General features: G+C 39.7%; 17 protein-coding genes. 5 read left to right on the top strand and 12 right to left on the bottom strand.

The features are described from left to right. Nucleotides 1-360 precede the first annotated feature (360 nt). The 5 genes from H6H03_RS30785 to H6H03_RS30765 all read left to right on the top strand — a co-directional run bounded on the left by H6H03_RS30785 (nt 361) and on the right by H6H03_RS30765 (nt 8,108). Nucleotides 361-771, top strand: coding sequence for a four helix bundle protein (locus H6H03_RS30785; RefSeq protein ID WP_190958839.1), 411 nt, complete (start codon nt 361-363; stop codon nt 769-771). 906 nt (nt 772-1,677) lie between these two features. Then, nucleotides 1,678-3,360 (top strand): efflux RND transporter periplasmic adaptor subunit, encoded by a 1,683-nt coding sequence (locus H6H03_RS30780; RefSeq protein WP_190958838.1) that lies wholly within the window; start codon nt 1,678-1,680, stop codon nt 3,358-3,360. Between the two features lie 23 nt (nt 3,361-3,383). Next, nucleotides 3,384-6,527: an efflux RND transporter permease subunit gene (locus H6H03_RS30775; protein ID WP_190958837.1), complete on the top strand. Its 3,144-nt coding sequence runs from the start codon at nt 3,384-3,386 to the stop codon at nt 6,525-6,527. 43 nt (nt 6,528-6,570) lie between these two features. Continuing rightward, on the top strand, nt 6,571-7,065 hold the full coding sequence (locus H6H03_RS30770) for a hypothetical protein (protein WP_190958836.1): 495 nt from the start codon (nt 6,571-6,573) through the stop codon (nt 7,063-7,065). 104 nt (nt 7,066-7,169) lie between these two features. Beyond that, nucleotides 7,170-8,108, top strand: a complete 939-nt coding sequence (locus H6H03_RS30765; RefSeq protein ID WP_190958835.1) for a hypothetical protein — start codon at nt 7,170-7,172, stop codon at nt 8,106-8,108. Between the two features lie 284 nt (nt 8,109-8,392). Here H6H03_RS30765 and H6H03_RS30760 read toward each other — a convergent pair whose 3' ends face one another. The 12 genes from H6H03_RS30760 to H6H03_RS30705 all read right to left on the bottom strand — a co-directional run bounded on the left by H6H03_RS30760 (nt 8,393) and on the right by H6H03_RS30705 (nt 20,168). Further along, nucleotides 8,393-9,307, bottom strand: a complete 915-nt coding sequence (locus H6H03_RS30760) for a hypothetical protein (RefSeq protein WP_190958834.1) — start codon at nt 9,305-9,307, stop codon at nt 8,393-8,395. A gap of 121 nt (nt 9,308-9,428) precedes the next feature. Next, nucleotides 9,429-9,614 (bottom strand): hypothetical protein, encoded by a 186-nt coding sequence (locus H6H03_RS30755; RefSeq protein ID WP_190592102.1) that lies wholly within the window; start codon nt 9,612-9,614, stop codon nt 9,429-9,431. A gap of 522 nt (nt 9,615-10,136) precedes the next feature. Then, nucleotides 10,137-10,544: a heavy metal-responsive transcriptional regulator gene (locus tag H6H03_RS30750; protein ID WP_190958833.1), complete on the bottom strand. Its 408-nt coding sequence runs from the start codon at nt 10,542-10,544 to the stop codon at nt 10,137-10,139. A 156-nt stretch (nt 10,545-10,700) separates the two neighbouring features. Next, nucleotides 10,701-13,880 carry an efflux RND transporter permease subunit gene (locus H6H03_RS30745; RefSeq protein ID WP_190958832.1) on the bottom strand — a complete coding sequence of 1,060 codons (3,180 nt, stop codon included), beginning with the start codon at nt 13,878-13,880 and terminating at the stop codon, nt 10,701-10,703. A 35-nt stretch (nt 13,881-13,915) separates the two neighbouring features. Beyond that, nucleotides 13,916-15,262 (bottom strand): efflux RND transporter periplasmic adaptor subunit, encoded by a 1,347-nt coding sequence (locus H6H03_RS30740; RefSeq protein ID WP_190958831.1) that lies wholly within the window; start codon nt 15,260-15,262, stop codon nt 13,916-13,918. A 107-nt stretch (nt 15,263-15,369) separates the two neighbouring features. Further along, the gene (locus H6H03_RS30735; protein WP_190592050.1) at nt 15,370-15,564 is read right to left on the bottom strand and encodes a heavy-metal-associated domain-containing protein; all 195 of its coding nucleotides are present in this window, start codon (nt 15,562-15,564) and stop codon (nt 15,370-15,372) included. Between the two features lie 294 nt (nt 15,565-15,858). Beyond that, on the bottom strand, nt 15,859-16,506 hold the full coding sequence (locus H6H03_RS30730; protein ID WP_190958830.1) for a class I SAM-dependent methyltransferase: 648 nt from the start codon (nt 16,504-16,506) through the stop codon (nt 15,859-15,861). 17 nt (nt 16,507-16,523) lie between these two features. After that, nucleotides 16,524-16,937, bottom strand: coding sequence for a heavy metal-responsive transcriptional regulator (locus tag H6H03_RS30725; protein WP_096585246.1), 414 nt, complete (start codon nt 16,935-16,937; stop codon nt 16,524-16,526). 150 nt (nt 16,938-17,087) lie between these two features. Beyond that, nucleotides 17,088-18,002, bottom strand: a complete 915-nt coding sequence (locus H6H03_RS30720) for an NAD-dependent epimerase/dehydratase family protein (RefSeq protein WP_190592048.1) — start codon at nt 18,000-18,002, stop codon at nt 17,088-17,090. A 154-nt stretch (nt 18,003-18,156) separates the two neighbouring features. Continuing rightward, nucleotides 18,157-18,612, bottom strand: coding sequence for a DoxX family protein (locus H6H03_RS30715; RefSeq protein ID WP_190958829.1), 456 nt, complete (start codon nt 18,610-18,612; stop codon nt 18,157-18,159). 31 nt (nt 18,613-18,643) lie between these two features. After that, complete coding sequence (locus H6H03_RS30710; protein ID WP_190592046.1) at nt 18,644-19,063, bottom strand: VOC family protein; 420 nt, start codon at nt 19,061-19,063, stop codon at nt 18,644-18,646. A gap of 166 nt (nt 19,064-19,229) precedes the next feature. After that, the gene (locus tag H6H03_RS30705) at nt 19,230-20,168 is read right to left on the bottom strand and encodes a cupredoxin domain-containing protein (RefSeq protein ID WP_190958828.1); all 939 of its coding nucleotides are present in this window, start codon (nt 20,166-20,168) and stop codon (nt 19,230-19,232) included. Between the last annotated feature and the right edge of the window lie 213 nt (nt 20,169-20,381).

The raw sequence follows: 20,381 nt of genomic DNA, 5'->3' as shown, positions 1-20,381 counted from the left end.
GCTCGCCTCCTTCCCCTCCCACCCGCACGATTATCATTACCATCTAATTTATTTTGAGTATTTTAACTGATTGACAAAATGCGCTTTATCTTAACCTATCACCGATGGGAGCTAGTTCAAAGGTTTGGCTTTGAAGAGTGCGATCGCTGCCCTTGATTACTGATATTAAAGTATAAATATATACCAAAATATCTGAGAGTTATTTTCAGTACATAATTATCGTATATTATGTCGGATAAAAGATAAGAGTACCTTATTTTGTGTTGTGGCGTTATCTGGTCGTGGGGGGAAGTCGGAAGTCGGAAGTCGGAGGTCGGAAGTAAGAATGTAATAATATGGAGTGAGTGTAATTGTGTAATTGTGGATAAAAGCGTTAGTATTACTGACAGGACTAAGGTATTTGCGATTAGAATCATCAAAGCTTGCAGCTTTCTTGATGAGAAAAGTGGAGTTTGTCGCACGCTATCAAAGCAACTGTTGCGTTCTGGTACAAGTATCGGTGCTAATGTACGGGAATCTCGTTCGGCTCAGTCAGATAAAGATTTTTTACATAAGATGGAAATTGCTTTAAAAGAGGCGCGTGAAACCGAGTATTGGCTGGAAATACTGATTGAGTCTGAGCTTGTAGAAAAATCTAAATTTTATCCGTTGCTTCAAGAAGCTGATGAAATAGTGAAGATACTTGTATCCTCTACACGCAAAATCAAGGAAAGATTAAATGGCAGCAAATCCAACGGCAGGATAATAGAGGCAACAAGCGAGAATCAATAATTTAACTCTGCATAGAAAATAAATATATAGATAATTACTTCCGACTTCCGACTTCCGACTTCCGACTTGAGATGTTGTCACTGTAAGTATAAGATGAGCAATTTGCTCACTTTATGGTTTCAAACCGGGTTGCTCAAGTTATGCGCCCCAAAGTGAAGAAAGTGAACCCAAAGAGTGAGAGTAGCTCTGTTACTTTATCTGAGCCGTTTTGATAGAGCGTAGACGCGCAAGCGGCTTGTCGCAGACATCGCTTGAGTATCTGCTTATCTCAAAGTTCTATTCTTTTATGTTTGATTGTCATTAAAGTAAAGTTATTGAAAATAAGCTTTAGTGTTAAACTCCTGCTATGTCTAGCTTTCACGGTTTGAAAGGAGAAATCAGGTTGTTTAATATTCTGCGATAGTATGTTTGCTCAGATTCTGGTTACAGAACAGCACCTTCGCTCAAGTCATGATTTCAAAACCTATTTTTGACGAATAATTCCTAACGCAGTTAAAAGGCTTTGAGTAACTTAGTTGCTCGACTTATGGTTTCAAATTTGCTCATCTTATCCTTACAGTGACAGCGGTGTGACTTTAGCCATAAGTTGTCACAATCGGACAACTTATGGCTTGGATTGATGTGATTTAAAGGAAAAGATTGCCAAACCCAGAGCCTAATATAACTAGCTTCTGTCTTTGTCATAGCACGATAGCCGAAGGCTTAAGCTTCGCTTATCGCAAAACTTAACTCCGGAGAATATTTGAAAATTTGGAATGCCTTAGCATTATTGCACTCAACCCTTAATTTCATCCTAATTTCATCTCTACATGAAACACTAGTGTAAGAGTGCATTTCTCAAACCTAAAAGCACTTTTAACAGCTTGCAATTCCTGATGCTTCGTACTCAAAAACCTAACAAGCGCAATGTCTAACCCAGAGCGTTCCCAAATACCTACAAAGATTTGTTGTGTGTCTAGCACATTCCTCAGTCTGCTGTTATTAGCAAGTCCCACACTTGTTATGGCTCATGCCGGACATGGAAACGAATTTCACCAAGAAAGTGAAGCTACTGGGACTAGTAATTCCATCCAGGTTGATGCTGACACAGCTAAACGACTAGGAATTAAAGTCGAGTCAGTCAAACGTCAGCAGTTAGCCATCGGCATTAAAACCACTGGGCAAATCGAAACTCTTCCCAGCCAAAAAGTAGAAGTTACTACCCCCATACCAGGGGCGAAAGTGGTGGAATTATTGGTAGAACCTGGTGCATCAGTAAAGAAAGGTCAGCCTGTGGCTGTAGTCACTAGTCCTGACTTAGTAACATTGCGCGTAGAATCTCAGGAAAAATTAGCACAAGGTCAAGCTGATTTACAACAGGCCCAAGCAGACTTAAGACTGGCTCAACAGAATTACCAAAAATACCAACAAATAGCCACCTCGGAAATTGCCCAAGCACAAAGTCAAGTTGACTTTGCTCAAGAAAAGTACAGCAAAGACAAGCAGTTAGCTGATGATGGTGCTTTACCTCGTCGCAATGCTTTAGAGTCCCAAACTCAGTTAGCACAAGCAAAAGCCGAACTCACTAAAGCCAATAGTCAAAGAGAGGTGATTGAGGCAGAAAATCAACTTAAACGCGCTCAAGCAGCAGTTGAGTTAGCAAAGTCAAATATTAGTCGCAGTAATAATATTTATCAAACCCGACTTGCTCAATTGGGGACTCTTGCTAATGCTAAGGGATTGGTTATAGTGACTGCTCCTATCTCCGGCAAAGTGGCAGATCGAGAAGTTACCCTTGGTCAAACCTTTGAAGATGCTGGTGGCAAATTGATGACGATTGTCAACGACACTCAGGTATTTGCTACAGCTAATATTTATGAAAAAGATTTAAGCAAGATAAAAACTGGTCAAAGAATTAGTTTACGAGTTGCCAGTCTACCTGAAAGTACATTTTCAGGACGAATTTCCCGGATTGGGACATCGGTAGAAGGAGAAACACGAGTTGTACCAGTACAAGCACAGGTGAATAACTCTAACAGTCAACTCAAACCTGGAATGTTTGCAGAACTCGAAGTTTTAACAAACCAAACATCAGCACCTATTTTAGCTATTCCTACCTCAGCAGTGGTTGAAGCGAATGGTAAAAAACTGGTTTATCTCCAAAATGGTAATGCTTTCCAAGCCGTTGAAGTAACTTTAGGGCAAACTTCTGGAGATATGGTTGAGGTCAAAAGTGGTTTGTTTGAGGGAGATATGATTGTGACTCAACGCGCACCACAACTTTATGCCCAATCATTGCGGGGTGGTAGCAAATCTGCATCTGGAGATAAAAATGAAGCCCATACCAATACAGAAGTAACCCAAGCAAAAACAAACTTACCTATACCTTTGTGGCTATTGGGAACAGGAGGAGTAACACTTTTTGGTGTTGCTGCTTTTACAGCAGGTAGTTTTTGGTCAAGTCGTCGCATACGTCAGCGTTTTGTATCAGTTGGTCATCCCGAATATGATGGCTTTACTTATGAAACTGAAACTCATATTGATAACCATAAAAAACCAACCACATCAAATTCTGCTGCTGTCTTTGATCAACCAGACAATAACATTTAGTAATTTCAAATTTCCAATCTAAAATGCTGAATAACATCGTCAGGTGGGTGATTGACCGACGTTGGCTCGTTTTCTTAGCTACAGCGATCGCTGCATTATGGACATTCTACGTCATTCCCCAAATGCCATTGGATGTGCTACCACCCTTTGCACCGCCCCAAGTAGAAATTCAAACCGAAGCACCAGGACTCGCGCCGGAAGAAGTTGAATCTTTAGTAACTTTACCCATCGAGAGTGCAATTAATGGTACACCAGGAGTAACCGCAGTTCGTTCATCTTCGGCAGCAGGAATTTCTGCTGTGAGGGTAATTTTTAACTGGGGGACAGAAATTTATCAAGCACGTCAGCTAGTTACTGAACGATTGCAACAAGCTGCAAGCAAGCTTCCTCCAGGAGTAGAAACGCCGCAAATTTCTCCCACTACTTCACCTGTTGGTTTAGTGGTTCAATACGCTTTTACAGTCGAATCAGAAAATAATAATTCTCAAGTCAAAATAGACTTGATGGGAGCTAGACGAATTGTTGATTGGCAAGTCACAAATCGTCTTTTAGCTGTTCCAGGTGTGAGCCAAGTAGTAGTTTTTGGTGGTGATGCTCGTCAATATCAAGTTTTAGTAGATCCAGCAAAATTAGCAGCCTTTAATATTTCTTTAGAGCAAGTTACTAATGCCACAAAATCTGCCAATGGTAATGCACCGGGCGGTTATTTAATCACACCAGATAAAGAAACATTAATTCGAGGTATAGGACGCATTGAATCAATTGCAGATTTGCAAAAATCAACTATTACTGCACGTAACGGAGTACCTGTTAGACTGCAAGATGTAGCAGAAGTAAAAATTGGTGGCGCAATTAAACGGGGTGATGGCAGTTTTAATGGCAAACCAGCAATTATTGTAATGGTTAACAAACAGCCACTTGCGGATACTCCTACTGTTTCCCGTGCGATAGAAGCAGCGATGAAAGAAATTCAGGCTGGTTTACCACCAGAGATTAAAGTCACAACGACATTTCGCCAAGATAGTTATATTGATTCCTCAGTTCAAAATGTTAGTTCATCATTAATTCAAGGCAGCATCATTGCGGCAATAATTCTTATTCCCTTTTTAATGAATTGGCGGACTCTTGCCGTATGTTTACTAGATTTTTTCTTAACTTTACTGTTTGGATTGCTAGCTCTTTCTTGGCTAGGTATAGGTTTGAATACAATGACACTAGGAGGTTTAGCAGTAGCGATTGGTACGGCAATTGATGATGCTATTGTTTATGGAGAAAATACTTATAGAAGATTGCGAGAAAATAAAATTTCTGACAATCCATTACCACCATTAGAAATTATTTTTGCAGGTTCGGAAGAAGTACGAGAATCATTGATTGGTGCAACTATTATTGGCATTATTGTTTTTTCACCAATTTTTACTCTGCCAGGTGTAGAAGGAAGAATTTTTACACCAATGGGAATCTCTTATTTAGTGGTAGTTGTTATTTCTAGTTTAGAATCGCTGTTAGTCTCCCCTGCTTTGTGTGCAATTTTATTACCTAATGTCAAAGTGATAAAAAGAGAACCTTGGTTGGCGAGATTATGTAAGACAATTTATAGTTACTGTCTCAACTTTTCTTTTCGCAATTCTTTACCAATCATTGGTGTTGCATTGGGTTTAACAGTAACTGCGATCGCAGTTATTCCTTCATTCGGTAGAGCTTTTTTACCAGAGTTCCAAGAGCAAACGATGGTAAATACTTTAACTTTATATCCTGGTGTGTCTTTAGAAGCGACAACAAAAGCAGGTTACGTAGTGGAAGATGCGCTCAAAAATGATAACCGCTTCAAATTTATTCAAACACGAGCCGGACGTGCTGAGGGAGATGCAGATGCGGCGGGTGTGAATATTGCACACGTTGATATTGAACTTAGTGACGAGGGGATGAAAGACCGCACGAAGACTTTAGAAAAGCTGCGGCAAGAGTTTGATAAGATACCAGGAGCAGCACCGAATGTAGGCGGATTCATCTCCCACCGCATGGATGAGGTTTTGTCTGGAGTCAGAAGTGCGATCGCAGTTAAAATTTTTGGTTCAGACTTAGCACAACTCCGTCAGATTGGGGAACAAGTAGAAGCCCAGATGAAAACGATTGACGGTGTTGTAGATTTATTGCTAGAACCACAAATTCCCATACCGCAAATTCAAATCAAATTTGATCGAGATGCAGCTAGCCGTTACGGTTTATCAGTCGGAGAAATTTCTAGCATTATTGAAACCGCACTCAACGGACAAGTTGTTTCTCAAGTTTTAGAAAACCAACAATCATTTGACCTTTTAGTGTGGTTAAAGCCGGAAGCACGACAAGATTTGTCCACCATTCGAGATTTATTAATTGATACGCCCAATGGACAGAAAATTCCTTTAGGGAATGTCGCAATAATTGACAACGGTACTGGCCCGAATACAATCAATCGTGAAAATGTTTCCCGTTTGATTGTAGTTTCAGCTAATGCTAAAGGTAGGGATTTACGCTCGATTGTCAATGAGATTGAAGCCAAAGTCAAAAGTAATGTCCAAGTACCTGCGGGTTATTTTATCCAATACGCAGGTCAATTTGAAGCAGAAGAACGCGCTACCCAAAATATCCTGGTGTTCAGTGCGATCGCGTTTGTGGCGATTACAGTTCTCATGTATATTTCAGTGAAATCTATACCTTCTACCATCATGATTATGATTAATTTACCAATTGGTTTGGTAGGAGGTGTAATCGCGGTAGCTTTAACTGGAGGCGTGATTTCTGTTGCGTCTCTGGTTGGATTTGTTTCCCTGTTTGGCGTAGCAACTCGCAATGGTTTGTTATTAGTGGATAACTATAACAGTAAATTTGCCGAAGGAATGCCTTTAAAAGAAATTATTTTTAAAGGTTCAATGGAACGACTTAACGCTATTTTAATGACGGCTTTGACTTCTGCATTAGGTCTAGCACCAATGGTATTACAAGGTGGCCCAGGACAAGAACTTTTGCAACCACTTTCTATTGTTGTTTTTGGTGGATTGTTTACATCGACAACGATAACTTTGGTTGTTTTACCTGCTTTGTATGCCAAGTTTGGTAAACATTTATTTCCCAAGAAAACGGAGGAGAGTAAAGCAAAAGACGAAAAATTTTTTATGCACATGTAGCTACTCAAAACTTCTGCACATATATATAGAGAGGAATAAACCAATGAAATCACTTAAATCTGGCTTAATTATTCTTGGAAGCGTGGGACTCCTATTTTTAGGATCTTGCAGTAATGCTAATCAAGCAGCTAATACAGAAAATAGTCCAGATGCTTCCAAGGCGACTACTCAAGCACCATCTGTTTCTGCCTCACCAGCAACTAAAACAGATAGCGAACATGGTGCATCTCATGGAGGCCAAGTTGTAGAGACAGGAAGCTATCATTTAGAATTTGTTCCTGATAAAGAAGCAAATGGAACTCACATGGATTTATATTTGCAAACAGGTGATAACCACGCCACAGTGCCTAATGCAAAAGTAACGGCTCAAGTGCAGCTACCTGATGGTCAACAAAAGACGATTCTTTTTACTTATGATGCTAAAGACAAACACTATACTGGTCTACTGAATGAAAAAGCATCTGGTCAGTATCAAGTGAAAATTAACACAGATATTAAAGGTGAACAAGCAACCGGGCGTTTCAACTTTAATCGCTAACTAGTGTTTATAATGCTTTGATTTCGACGCTGATTATTCTAGTTTTCGGAGCAATCTCACTTTTCAACCGTACATTTTTACACACAAATACTATTTTCATCAAAATGAAAAGTTTTTTGACTGCACTGGCTATCACTTCAACTCTTGCATTGACTCAAGGTTGTGCTTCACAAGTTAAATCTGGGGAAATTTCAGACACTAATCCCACCAGCATAAGTAATGCGAATCCCCATACTGGTCACAATATGGAGGATTCTAAAAAACCAAAAGAAAAAGATAATCCTCATAACGGCCATAACATGGGGGATTCCCATAATGAGCATTCTGGTCATTCCCAGTTAGAACCTGCGAACGCTACTGCAAAGCTTACCCTTCCCAGCAAAATAACTCCCAACGCTCCTGTTCCTATAGCGATTGAAATAAAAGACAAAAATGGTAAAGCCATTGCTAATTTTGACAAATTTCAAGAAGAACTAATGCACTTAATTGTCGTTAGTGATGATTTACAATCTTTCCAACATATTCATCCTGCATATAAAGGGAATGGACGCTTTGAAGTTCAAGTTGATTTTCCCTATCCTTCTAACTATACTCTTTTCAGTGATTACAAAGTAGCAGGAAAAGCAGAACAAGTTTCAGTTCTCAAAGCACCAGTTCCAGGTCAATCATCAGCTAAACCAAAAATTGATTTAGCTACTACTAAAACTTTTGATAACACTCAAGTTAATCTCAAGTTATCTCAATCCACCATTAAAGCTGGACAAGAGGTACATTTAATTTTCAATTTACAGGATGCTGCAACTAAAAAACCACCTACAGATTTAAAACCTTATTTAGGAGAAAGGGGACATTTAGTTATTCTTAAGCAATCATCACCGTTAACACAAGCAGACTATATCCATGCTCATGCTATGAAAAACACTCCAGATTATGAGGTTCATTTTATCACCCGTTTTCCAAAACAGGGAAAATATAAAATGTGGGGACAATTTAATCGAAACGGGAAAATTATTACTGCTGATTTTTGGGTAACCGTTATTTAAATACATTGATATATCCTAATTTCATCTTGATTTCATCTATACTTTGTATAATCTAAATTAGAAACATACTCCTCATGTTTACACCCCACCAAGCTTTTTAGTTGTGCCACTTTCAACCATGACTAAAACTTGGCTCTTATTGATCAATTCCTAAATTAGAGATAGTCAGAAGCAAGAATTCACAACCTAAATAGGTTGTGAATTCACATAGGTGCTATGTACATCCAAAGTTAGAAGACAGGAAGTCTTGCCCTTCTTGTTTTATTAAGAAATCATCAGCTAAATTAAATCACATTAATCCAGAAATCAGCAGTAATAATTTTCCCGTTGCGATTGAATTGTCCCCAAAGTTTATACTTTCCTGCTTGCGGAAAACTAGTCATAAAATGAACCTGTCCAGTTGGAGTATTGTTGAGTGCGTGAGCATGGATGTAATCTGTTGCTGTTAATGAGCTTGACTGTCGCAAGATAACTAAATGTCCTTTTTCTCCCAAGTAAGGCTGCAAGTCTGTAAGCGGTTGATTGTTAGCAGCATCTTGTAATTTAAACATTAAAGTTACTTCTTGGCCTGCTTTTACAGTGGTTGTAGAGAGAGCAAGATTGACTTGAGTATCATTGAAAGTTTTACTACGCTTAATGTCAATTTCTGGAGCAGCAATACTGTTTCCAGGAACTTGTGTTTTCAATACTGAGATTTGTTCTGCTTGTCCAGCAGGTTTGTAGTCACTAAAGAATGTGTAACCGCCTGCTTGCGGAAAACTAGCTTCAACTTCAAACTGCCCATTATCTTTATATATGGGATGAAGATGGCTGAAAAACTGAAGATCATCACTGACAATAATCAAGTGCATGAGCTTTTCTTGGAAAGTGTCAAACTTGGCGATCGCTTTTCCTTCTAAATCTTGAACATCAATCAATAGCAAAATATTTTTATTCGGGGTGATGTCACTGGGAACTTTAAGTTTTGCTTGAGTCAATGCTTTCTTCTCACCATGAACTGTGCTACTTGTTGAATGTTCTCCATGATGACTTTCATTGATTGAAGGCTCTTGATGATTATGACTTCCGCTCGTTGAACTCTCCTCATGCTGATGTGTACTAACAGACATTGCTTTTTCTTCAGCTTTAGGTAATGATGAGCAAGCTTGAACTAGTACCAAAGTAGTAGTGATAGCGATCGCATTTAGAAATCTATTCATTGATTTTCTCCTTTTCGTAACGGATTAAGTTATTCAAAAGACTCAAGTTGAGTAGTAAGGCTATACGAGAAGCAAGAGTTTTGTTGATTAGAAATAGATAATTTCCTAATCTTGTCTTGGGCTATGCCTTGAAGATGACAAGTATTAAAATCAAAATCTTTAGTTGCCAAGGTGTTAATATTACACTGACAATTAGGCAAGCAATTGTCAATAAAACTGTTAATTCTGCTAATTCATCAGTAGAATTTTTAAACAGATAACTCACTCCTAAAGCAATCATTAGCGGAATCAGAAAAAGTAAGCCCATAGAAATTACGTCTTTTACTAAAAGCAAAAGGGCTTTTCTGAATTGAGTTTTGTCTACCATCAGTAATTAGCATTTCAATAATTATTGAGACTAGACAAAACTCAAAAACTAAATAGATAGCCAACATCAGCTATTGATTAATTATTTAATCTGTGTCTCAGATGCTTGAATTGCTATACTTACAAGTTTTGTGGTTGGTTTAGCTGAAAATGTGGTTATAGAATCGATAAATTTAATTGCTGTGGTAACAGTATTCACACAAACAGAACAAACTAGCTCAAGAATAGTAAATTGTATGCTCATAATGTTTAACCCTCATCGAACATGACTAATTTTTGAAGATCAGCGAGTGATTTATGAATCATCTACTCAACATAAAGTGAGTTTAAATTGTCTAGTTGAGTGGAGAGTCAAGAGGAAAAATCAAGAAATTCTTAGTTTTTTGATTTGAATCAATAAAAAATACGTTCATTTTCTAGTGAACGTATTGTTAAAATATATTTTTTAGATTAACCCTAATTTTTAATTAATAATGGGGCAAATTGTTGGATGATATGTTTCGGATTGGATTTCCCAACCAGACAGCATCCCTGACAAATCTTGTCTCAAAATAAGTAATTGCTGAATTTGATCATCAATAGCTTGTACCTTATCCTCAAGCTTGATTTTTATATGTTCACACGGTAATTCTCCCTCATCATGAACATTCAAAAATTCTTTGATTTCGGATAAAGTTAAACCCAGACTTTGGGCGCGTTTAATAAAGTGCAGGCGAGCTAAAACATCAGTGTTAAATAATCTAAAACCACCTTCAGTTCTGCCTGATGATTTGAGTAGACCAAGCTCCTCATAGTAGCGAATGGTTTTAATCGGTACTCCACTTTCTTTAGCAACTACACCAATCTGTTTTGACTTTTCTTGAACTAGCATAATTACTTCTCTTAAATTTAATCGTCTACTTTATTCTAGATTCTCCAGTCAGATGGAGAGTCAAGTATCAACTCGATTAAAAATAATGGGGTAAAGTGAAAACCCCCTAAGCTCAAGCCAGGGGATGTACGCCAAGTTAAGAATTCTCGCTTATTTTCAACGGAGTATGTCAATTCCTGATTGTTTTGCTAACTTACTCTCTTGATTCCTTAACTTTGGTATACCTACAAACAGTAAGCGAATTTGGGTAATCACGATATACAGGATAGGTACTACAAACAAACTCAAGAAAGTTGCAACGAACATTCCACCAAAGACAGCCGTACCCAGAGATTGTCGGCTGGCCGAACCTGCTCCTGTAGCAACAACAAGCGGCCAAGTTCCCAATAGAGTAGAAATAGCAGTCATGATAATTGGTCGTAAGCGTTCTCCAGAAGCTTTTACGGCTGCTTTGGTAATTGAAAAACCTTGTTCGCGCAATTGGTTAGCAAATTCAACAATTAAAATTGCATTTTTACTAGCTAAACCAATTAACATCACTAAACCGACCTGACAATAAACATCGTTATACAAACCGCGCCATGATTGGGCTAACAATGCTCCTAAAACTGCTAAGGGAACTGATAATAAAATAATCAAAGGGTCAACAAAGTTATTGTATTGAGCAGCCAGCACTAAGAAAACAAAGAAAATTCCTAGACCAAAAATAATTGGTGCTTGACCACCAGATTCTAATTCTTCTAAAGTAATACCTGACCACTCATAGCTCATGTTTTTTGGTAAGACAGTAGCCGCTAAATTTTTCATAGCTTCTATTGCTTGTCCAGAGCTAAAACCAGGAGCAGCTGCACCGTTGATTTCTATTGAGCGATAGAGGTTATAGTGATTAATTGTTTGCGGCCCGGTGGTTGGTGTAACCTTCACCAAACTACTGAGGGAAATCATCTCTCCCCGTCCAGAACGCACATATAGTTGTCCTATATCTTCTGGGTTAGAGCGAAACTGTTGATCTGCTTGGACATAGACTCGGTAAGTGCGACCAAAAGCGTTAAAGTCGTTGACGTAGCGGGAACCGATGAAAGTTTGTAATGTGCTAAAGATATCGCTGACAGGAACTTGTAACGCTTCGGCTTTTTCTCGATCTACTTCGATCAGTAACTGCGGTGCATTAGCGGTGTAGGTGCTGAATACGCCTTGCAATCCTGGGGTTTGATTTGCTTTGCCGATCAAATCGTGGCTAATTTTGACTAAATTGTTAATATCACTATTATTGCGATCGCCTCTATCTTGCAACTGAAACACAAAACCGCCCACGCTCCCTAAACTTTGGATAGTTGGAGGATTCACCGCAAACACGGCTGCGTCTTTAATTGCTGACAGTCCACCTCTAGCTTGATTCACAATTGCTGATGCGGTTTGTTCGGCTGTTTTTCGGACATCCCAAGATTTTAGCGGTGCAAATATCAAGCCTCGATTGGGAGTATTACCACTAAAACCAACACCACCCATTGCAAAAGTACCTTGAATCTCTGGAATTTTCAGCAGTGCTTTTTCTGCTTGCTTCGCAACGTCACGGGTGTAATTGAGTGAAGTGCCATCTGGCCCCTGCATTAAGTTAATAAAATAACCTTGGTCTTCTTCTGGTAAAAATGCTGTCGGTACGCGCAGATAAAGCCAGCCTGTCCAAACCAAAGATGCAATAAACAGTACCACAACAACGATTTTAAAGTTTATCAGCAACCGGAGAATTTGTTGGTATCCTTTTTGCATCCAGTCAAGTAACCAATTAATCGCTCCAAAAATCCAGCCTAGTAAACCACGTGGTTTTTGAGTTTTCCGCAACAACATAGCTGCCAGAGCTGGAGTTAAGGTAATAGCAATAAAAGTCGAAAGTACAATTGAGAAAGCGATCGTCAGTGCAAATTGTTTATATAGTTGCCCCGTTGTTCCAGGGAAGAATCCCACAGGAATAAACATAGCCATGAGTACGAGGGATGTGGCAATGACCGCCCCAAACAGTTCTTTCATTGATTCACTAGCTGCTTGGCGGGGATTCATCCCTTTACTCTGGATAAAGCGGTTAATTTGTTCGACAATGATGATTGCATCGTCTACCACCATCCCCGACCCTAAAGTCAAACCAAACAAAGTCAAGCTGTTAAGTGAAAAATCGAAAACCTTTACAAAGGCAAACGTCCCAATTAAAGAAACTGGAATTGTAATTGCGGGAATGAGGGTGGTGCGCCAGTCTTGTAAGAAAACAAAAATTACTAAGACAACCAGCACAATTGATTCCAATAAATTTTTGACAACTTCCTGACGAGAAGCTTCGACAAATAGTGAAGAATCATAGGGAAATTCATATTGCAAACTAGGTGGAAAGTCCTTTGCAATTTGCTCCATTTGGGCTTTTACCGCATTGGCAATCTTTAAAGCATTGCTCCCAGGAATTTGCAGAATTTGATAGCCAACAGCAACATGACCACTATAGCGAGCAAAGGAACTGTAATTTTCTGCCCCAAGTTCAGCACGACCAACATCTTTAAGCTTGACCAATGTGCCATCTGTACCCGCTTTGATGACCATGTTTTCAAATTCGTCAGCTTCTTTTAACCTGCCTTGAGTTTGCAACTCAATTTGATACATTTGCCCATTGGGTGCAGGTGGCTGTCCAATACTCCCAATACCTAACTGTAAATTTTGTTGGTGAAGTGCGTTAATTACGTCCTCAGTCGTGAGTTTACGATTAGCAAGTTGAGTCGGGTCAAGCCACAACCGCATTGCATAGCGGCGATCGCCAAAAGTCGCAATGTTCCCGACACCTTTGATGCGTCTGAGGCGGTCTAAAACATACAGGTCGGCATAGTTACTAATAAAAGTGTCATCGTACTTATCGTCTTCACTATACATAGCCATCGCTAAGACAATGCCACTGGATTGCTTAGTAACAGAAACTCCTGTTTGTCGGACAACTTCTGGCAGTTTTGGTTCTGCAAGCAAGACGCGATTCTGCACATCAGCCGCAGCAGTATCAATGTCATAGCCTTGGTCAAAAGTGACGATGATGTTACTTGTACCGTCACTGCTGCTGGTTGAGGTGATATATTTTAAACCTTCGACACCATTAATTTGCCGTTCTAAAACTGTTGTGACTGTCTCTTCTACAACTTGCGCGCTCGCACCAATGTAATTGGCGGTGACATTGATTTGCACAGGACTGATATCTGGGTACTGCTCTACTGGTAGTAGCGGAATGCTGATTATACCTACCATGAGCATGACAAGAGCGCAAGCGATCGCGAATACAGGTCGCTTAATAAAAAAATTCGCAAACATATACTTATTCTTTCTGGGTAAAAATCTCGATTTAACTAAGGTTCAGGAATAATAGATGCGCCATCTCTTAAATTGATCAAACCGGAAACAACGATTTTCTCGCCTGCGGTTAACCCTTTTAGCACTTGATACTGATTACCCTGGATACTACCTAGCTCTACGGGTTTGAGTCTTGCTACTAGCTGTTTTTCTTTGGGGGATGATTCGGCTACATAAACAAAGGTTTCCGCACCCAAACGGATAACAGTTGTTGTAGGAATTAATACTCCTGGGCGTTTGTCCCAAATCACTTTAGCTTTCACGAATTGGTCGGCTCGCAACTGTCTGCGAGAATTATCAAACAGTGATTTGACTAAGACTGACTGAGTATCGTTGGCTGTGTTGGGAGCTATAAAAAATATGCGACTGCTACCGAGATTTTTACCCCGTTCGTCAATTAACTGTAATGTCATTCCAGGACGCAATCGGGTTGCTTGCTGAACTGGTACGGAGATATTGACTTCTAGAGTTTGATTTTCGGTAATAGTTGCCAATTGAGTAGAGGTATCAACAAAATCACCGATTTTGATGGGGATGTCACCCACTTTGCCAGCAAAAGGAGCAGTAATTTTGTAGTATTTCAATTGGACTTGTTGTTGTTTGGTAGCTGCTTGAGCTTGCTGTACAGCTTTTTCGGCTTGAGAGATAGCAGCTTTTTGGGCTTGAATTTGGGCATCAATTGTACTCAAACTAGCTTTAGCTGTAGCTAGTTTGTTAGCGTATTGATCCTGAGTTTGGCGAGGTATAGCACCTTCCGCAGCCAAGTAAGAGTACCTTTGATAGTCCAACTCGTTTAGCTTGACATCAGCTTGCTTAGATAAACGTTCAGCTTCTATAGATTTGAGAGTCGCTTTGGCATTTTCGAGTTGCGATCGCGCCGCCATTGCAGCTGCATCCACACCGCTAACTGCTGCTTTTTGTTCTTCTGCATCTATTTGTAGAATTGGTGTACCTGCTTTTACTTCATCGCCGGATCTGACAAAAATCTGACTGATTTGTCCTTGAATTCTGGGACGCAGAATGACTGAACGACGCGATTGGAGGTTAGCAATAAAATTTGAACTTTGTTCAATTGTGCTGGCTTTTAAGGAAGATAATTTTACTTGTACACCAGGAGGCGCAGCAGCAGTAGCTACTGGGGGTTTTTGACTGGGAGTTAGTATACGCCAAACTGCAATTCCTCCACCTGCTAATAGTAGAGTGAGCAATAGCCAAAGCCAAGGTCGCTGCGATCGCGGTGATGGTGATTCATCTGTTAAATCATCGTCATTTGGAATGAGAATCTGATTTTCCAAATCATTGTCTGAATCTAGAATAGTCGTTTGGTTTTCCAAAGGGTTCATGTTTGAGCAATTTCCTATAATTTCAATTGAGTCGAAATAATTCCTAATTGATAAATTTTTTATCAACAGTTAGCTTTTGCGAACTGTTGATATATGTTTGAAAACCTCTAGATGGATGGATAACCAACAGAGGCGAGTGCTTCTTTAATCGCCGTCTCTGATGCTTGAGTTTCTACACTGATAGTTTTGGTTTTTGTATCAGCTTTTACAGTGGCAGCAGCATCAACTTTTTGAATTGCTGTGTTGATAGTATTTACACAAGCTGAACAAGCTAATTTAGGGATAGTAAGTTGTAGTGTCATCTCTAAAAACTCCTGATTTTTTTACTACTAAAGCGTGGTTTGTTTGAGTAATTTTTTAATTTTTTACTCAACCTGGAATTAGCTTAAATTCTCCATCTGCCTGGAGAGTCAAGAGGAAAAATAAAAAAATAACTACAGATAAAAATAGATGCACACAGATAAATCATCACTGTTTATCTGTGTGCATCTGTGGTTTTATATAAAATTGGAATTTTTGTTCTTGTAATTAGTGAAAAGCTTTTGAAAGTATTAATTTTAGTAAAATTAAAAGTGTATAAGCAGCAATAAAACAACTTAATTCTTGAGAATTGCTGTAGCTACCATCAACCCCCATACAACACCAAAGCGAATTCTGGTTGCGCGATAAACCGCAAAATTTGCATCTTCAAGCAAGCGGTGAAATTCATTTTGGGTATAACACTGCTGATGAGCCGGATCGAAACCTTTAAGGATAATGTCACATATTTTACAAAGTAAATAATCTCTACACCAATCCAGGATAATAACTTTACCATCAGGCTTCAGGACTCGTCTCATCTCCTTTAATGCAGCAAGTGGATCGTCAAAGTAGTGAAACGCATTGGCAGACACAATCACATCAAAACTATCATTGTCAAATGGCAAATTTGATGCACTCGCAATCTGGAATGATACTTGAGGATAAGCACTACATTTCTGTTTGGCGTAGGCATAGCCCGTCGTAGACATCGCCAGCATTTTATCTGAAATGTCTATCCCAACAATTTGTTGTGATGAATATTCAGCTAGCAGTAAACGTTCAAACTCACCAGTACCACAGGCAACATCAAGTATAGTATCTGTTGGTGATATCTCTGCCCATTTTTTGAGGAAAGATAGTGTATTAGTTATATAACTTTTCCAACGTAAATCGTAAACACCCGCTAACTGGTCGTACTGTTTGCGAACTATAGTTTCACTCATATTATTTTTTGTAATATTTATTCATGTTCAATAATTGGACAAATTGTTGAATGATCATTATCAAGCTTTATTTCCCAACCAGATAGCAATCCTGATAATTCTTGTCTCAAAATCAGTAATTGCTGAATTTGTTCATCAATAGCTTTTACTTTATCTTCTAGTTTAGTTTTGATATGCTCGCAAGGTAATTCTCCACTATCATGAATATTTAAAAAGTCCTTAATTTCTGACAAGCTTAATCCTAAGCTTTGAGCGCGTTTAATAAAGTGCAGTCTTTCTAAAACATCAGAGTTAAATAATCTAAATCCGCCTTCTGTTCTTCCGGATGATTTGAGTAGATCAAGTTCTTCATAGTAGCGAATAGTTTTAATTGGTACGCCGCTTTCTTTGGCAACTACACCAATCTGTTTTGCTTGTGCTGGAGCTAACATACTTACCAAACTTCAGTGAAATATGATTACTGAATCATATCCTAAACTCTCCATCTAACTGGAGAGTCAAGGATAAAAAATATCATTTTTGAAAAAACTGCTCTCTAATGATTTGGGCTTCTCTGGCTTATACAAGTTAAAAGCCAGAGTTTAATCTAGCCATTGGAGCGATCGCGGCTGAAACTTCAATTCCTGCTTGGCTTTGAGATTAGATGCCCCTCGCAGTTGAGTGGCATAGGAAACTGCATCTGCTCCTTGAGTTTTGAGTGTGTCTTCAACGGATACCCTTACAGGTGGCTTTGCACCTAACCAATCAGCATAGGCAGATAGCCATATTCGCAATTCTAAAGGGCGATCGTCAACGATGTTATAAACCCCTGGTTTACCTTGCTCAACAGCCGCAACAGTGGCAGTAGCAGCATCTTCAACGTGTATCCATGACCAAACACCCTGTCCGTCATCAACAATGGGAAATTGCTGTTGTCGCACAAGATTTGCCATATCTCCGTCTGATGCGTACCAAGTTCCTGAACCATAGAGAAAACCATAACGCAGGACAACACCTTCTAAAGTATTTGCAGACAAGAGGCGATGTTCTATATTTGCATACATCCGTGTTCCTGCTGCTATGGCAGGTGTGCTATCAAAGGCAAAGGGCGTTTCTTCATCGGCTAAACCTACACCTGGAGCATACCAAAATGCGCTGGACTGGAGAAGATAACGCCGGACTCCTGCTGCTTGCGCCGCCATTTGCAGATTTGCACCTCCTTCTCTGCGGGTGCGATGGTCTAGGGCAGTTGCAGCACTCATTGACTCAGGAGTATAGTTTTTGGGTAAAGCAGTGAGTAGGTCAATGACAACTTCAGGCTGAATATGGCTAAGGGTAGTATGAACAGCATCAGCATCAAAGATATCAATGATTTCGGATTTTGCTCCCTGCTGAGTAAGAAAATTGGCGTTTTGGGGGGAACGAGTCAAGCCAGTTACATCATATCCAGCTTGAATTAATTGTGTGATGAGTGGACGACCGATCGCACCGGTAGCTCCAGCAATTAATACTTTCATAGTCATCTCTGAATTAGAATACGTTGAATTAAACGAGATGAAAAATTAATTTGTGATACCCAATTCATCTAAAGTTGTAGATAATAAGATATCAAGAATAATTAACCGCAGATAGAAGCAGATGAGCGCAGAGAAAGACGGATAATTAAACCCATTAACGTGGTCGCCAAGCAATGTTGCCAGAACCGTACTGAATGACCATTAGTAACCCACCGATGATGCACAGATTTTTCATGAACATGATCTGCTCAATTGGGTTAGCAAAGTTGCTATGGAAAATAAAGGTAGCGATGAAGGTGAATATGGCTAAAGCCGCAGCTCCTAAGCGTGCATAGAAACCCAGGAGTAAAGACAGTCCAGCCGAAATTTCTAGGGCGATCGCTACTGGTAAAAATAGCCAGGTGAAAGGCATCCCATAGGCGGCCATATATGCTTGTGTATCAGCTGGGTGAAGAATTTTATTGAACCCTGACCACAAGAATAAGCTAGATAAAAGAATGCGGGCAATCAATGGCAAATAATTGCGAGTTGCATGAAGTCCGGTATTGTATGGTTTTTGTGGTTGTAAATTTGTGGCTTGGGTAGTCGAGCGCAGATGATCGCCTTTCATAAAAATTCTCCTATTTTTTCAAAAATGTGTGCTAAATATTCCCCTGCTCCACTGTTAGACCAATCTCCTGGCCGTAAGATAATTCCAATGTGTGACCATCTGGGTCTCGCAAGAATGCCCAATATCCGACCGGATACCCAGAATCTTTGGGTTCGTCAACCAGTACCCCCGCTTGACGAGCCTGATCACACAAAACATCCATTGCTTCACGACTCTTACAGCCAATTCCCAGATGTGCTAATGGCGAGAGAACAGGATGTATTGACTTAGTTTCAATGAGAACAATTGCAAATGGGCGAGTATGGTCTGTTAGCCAAGCAACCACAACTTCTGTGTCAGTATCAATGCGACGATGAACCACTTGCATTTGTGCGTAGGTAGCGTAAAACTCAATACTTTGTTCAATATTTGAGACAGGCAGAGCAATATGCGTAAGTCCAATATCAATCATTTTCGATTCCTTAGAAAGTTAACGAATGAATCCTGTCCCCTAAACTGACTTCAAGGACAGCTTGACAAAAAGCATACATATCTCCGAACTAGGCATTCACTAAGCTAGACGAGATAGGCAATCCAGTTGTGACAGCAGGGGCAAAATTCACCTGCTTTCACCATGCTCAGGAGAAACTAATTTGAGTAGAAGTAGTTTTTTCACTATCATCTGTGGCTTGGACTGAAATTGCACCACGAAACATATTCATCCCGCAGGTGAAAGCATACTCGCCTGGTTTTTCGGGTGTAAACTCAATTGAGGTTAATTGATTGACTGGTAAATCAGCAGCAATACCAAAATCAGGAATTAGCACTTTCGCAAGGCAATTACTGGGATTTTCGCGCAGAAAGTTGAGTTGTACTCTTTGTCCCGCTTGGACAACAACATGATTCGGTGCATATCCCTTATCTACATTGATGGTGGTTTTCTGAATTCTTTGCTCTACAGTTGTTTCATGCTCATCGATTGAACTGAAGGATTTGGGTTGTGGTTCTTTCATCGTTTTTTCTTCCTTTATGACTGTTGATTGAATGTCTGAAGCTTCGGCTTGAATTTCACCGCGAAACATATTCATGCCACAGGTAAAGAGATAAGTTCCAGCTTGTTTGGGTGTAAATTCCACAGTGGTTACTTGATTAAGCGGTAAATCTGCGGCAATGTAAAAATCTGGAATCAGCACTTGTTCTAAGCAACTGCTGGGATCTTTGCGTTCAAATTTCAGCCTTACTGGTTTCCCTACTTGCACCACAATTCGGCTGGGATCGTATCCCCCATCTACAGTGACGGTGACTTCTTGAATACCTCCACCCGCTGCAACTGCTTTCTGAGACTTGGGTTTACTCAGCAAGAACCACCAAAGTTCTAAGCCAAGTAGTCCTAATCCGCCGAGGGTGACGGCTATTTTGTTACCTAATGGCTGATCGATACGTTGAAATTGATTAGTTTGGGTGGTTGCAGATGAGTGTGCATCATGGGATTTTTGTGCGGCTGCTTCACCAGATGCAATTCCTAATACAATTCCTAAACTGGCTATACTACCGATGAGTGCTGCTTTGTTCACCATTGAAAAACCTCCTACATGGATATAATTCGTAGTTCGTAATGGGCTACGCCCCGCTACGCTAACGTAATTCGTAATTAAGAAAGTCAGCTATGGTCTGAGTTTTGGGGATTGAAAGAAAATTGGTGTAAATTGTTAGCTATACTAAAGTTCCTGAAATCACTCCCAACAGAAATCCAAATCCTGCTAAAGTCCCGAAAAATATGGTTTGATTGA

This window comes from Nostoc paludosum FACHB-159, assembly GCF_014698835.1.
GTDB lineage: Bacteria > Cyanobacteriota > Cyanobacteriia > Cyanobacteriales > Nostocaceae > Nostoc > Nostoc paludosum.
This window is presented reverse-complemented; position numbering and strand designations above follow the sequence as displayed.

What these genes read in the sequence shown, in the direction of transcription:
- H6H03_RS30780 (WP_190958838.1), top strand. Translation starts at nt 1,678, where the DNA reads ATGTCTAACCCAGAGCGTTCCCAAATACCTACAAAGATTTGTTGTGTG.
- H6H03_RS30775 (WP_190958837.1), top strand. Translation starts at nt 3,384, where the DNA reads ATGCTGAATAACATCGTCAGGTGGGTGATTGACCGACGTTGGCTCGTT.
- H6H03_RS30770 (WP_190958836.1), top strand. Translation starts at nt 6,571, where the DNA reads ATGAAATCACTTAAATCTGGCTTAATTATTCTTGGAAGCGTGGGACTC.
- H6H03_RS30765 (WP_190958835.1), top strand. Translation starts at nt 7,170, where the DNA reads ATGAAAAGTTTTTTGACTGCACTGGCTATCACTTCAACTCTTGCATTG.
- H6H03_RS30760 (WP_190958834.1), bottom strand. Translation starts at nt 9,307, where the DNA reads ATGAATAGATTTCTAAATGCGATCGCTATCACTACTACTTTGGTACTA.
- H6H03_RS30755 (WP_190592102.1), bottom strand. Translation starts at nt 9,614, where the DNA reads ATGGGCTTACTTTTTCTGATTCCGCTAATGATTGCTTTAGGAGTGAGT.
- H6H03_RS30750 (WP_190958833.1), bottom strand. Translation starts at nt 10,544, where the DNA reads ATGCTAGTTCAAGAAAAGTCAAAACAGATTGGTGTAGTTGCTAAAGAA.
- H6H03_RS30745 (WP_190958832.1), bottom strand. Translation starts at nt 13,880, where the DNA reads ATGTTTGCGAATTTTTTTATTAAGCGACCTGTATTCGCGATCGCTTGC.
- H6H03_RS30740 (WP_190958831.1), bottom strand. Translation starts at nt 15,262, where the DNA reads ATGAACCCTTTGGAAAACCAAACGACTATTCTAGATTCAGACAATGAT.
- H6H03_RS30735 (WP_190592050.1), bottom strand. Translation starts at nt 15,564, where the DNA reads ATGACACTACAACTTACTATCCCTAAATTAGCTTGTTCAGCTTGTGTA.
- H6H03_RS30730 (WP_190958830.1), bottom strand. Translation starts at nt 16,506, where the DNA reads ATGAGTGAAACTATAGTTCGCAAACAGTACGACCAGTTAGCGGGTGTT.
- H6H03_RS30725 (WP_096585246.1), bottom strand. Translation starts at nt 16,937, where the DNA reads ATGTTAGCTCCAGCACAAGCAAAACAGATTGGTGTAGTTGCCAAAGAA.
- H6H03_RS30720 (WP_190592048.1), bottom strand. Translation starts at nt 18,002, where the DNA reads ATGAAAGTATTAATTGCTGGAGCTACCGGTGCGATCGGTCGTCCACTC.
- H6H03_RS30715 (WP_190958829.1), bottom strand. Translation starts at nt 18,612, where the DNA reads ATGAAAGGCGATCATCTGCGCTCGACTACCCAAGCCACAAATTTACAA.
- H6H03_RS30710 (WP_190592046.1), bottom strand. Translation starts at nt 19,063, where the DNA reads ATGATTGATATTGGACTTACGCATATTGCTCTGCCTGTCTCAAATATT.
- H6H03_RS30705 (WP_190958828.1), bottom strand. Translation starts at nt 20,168, where the DNA reads ATGGTGAACAAAGCAGCACTCATCGGTAGTATAGCCAGTTTAGGAATT.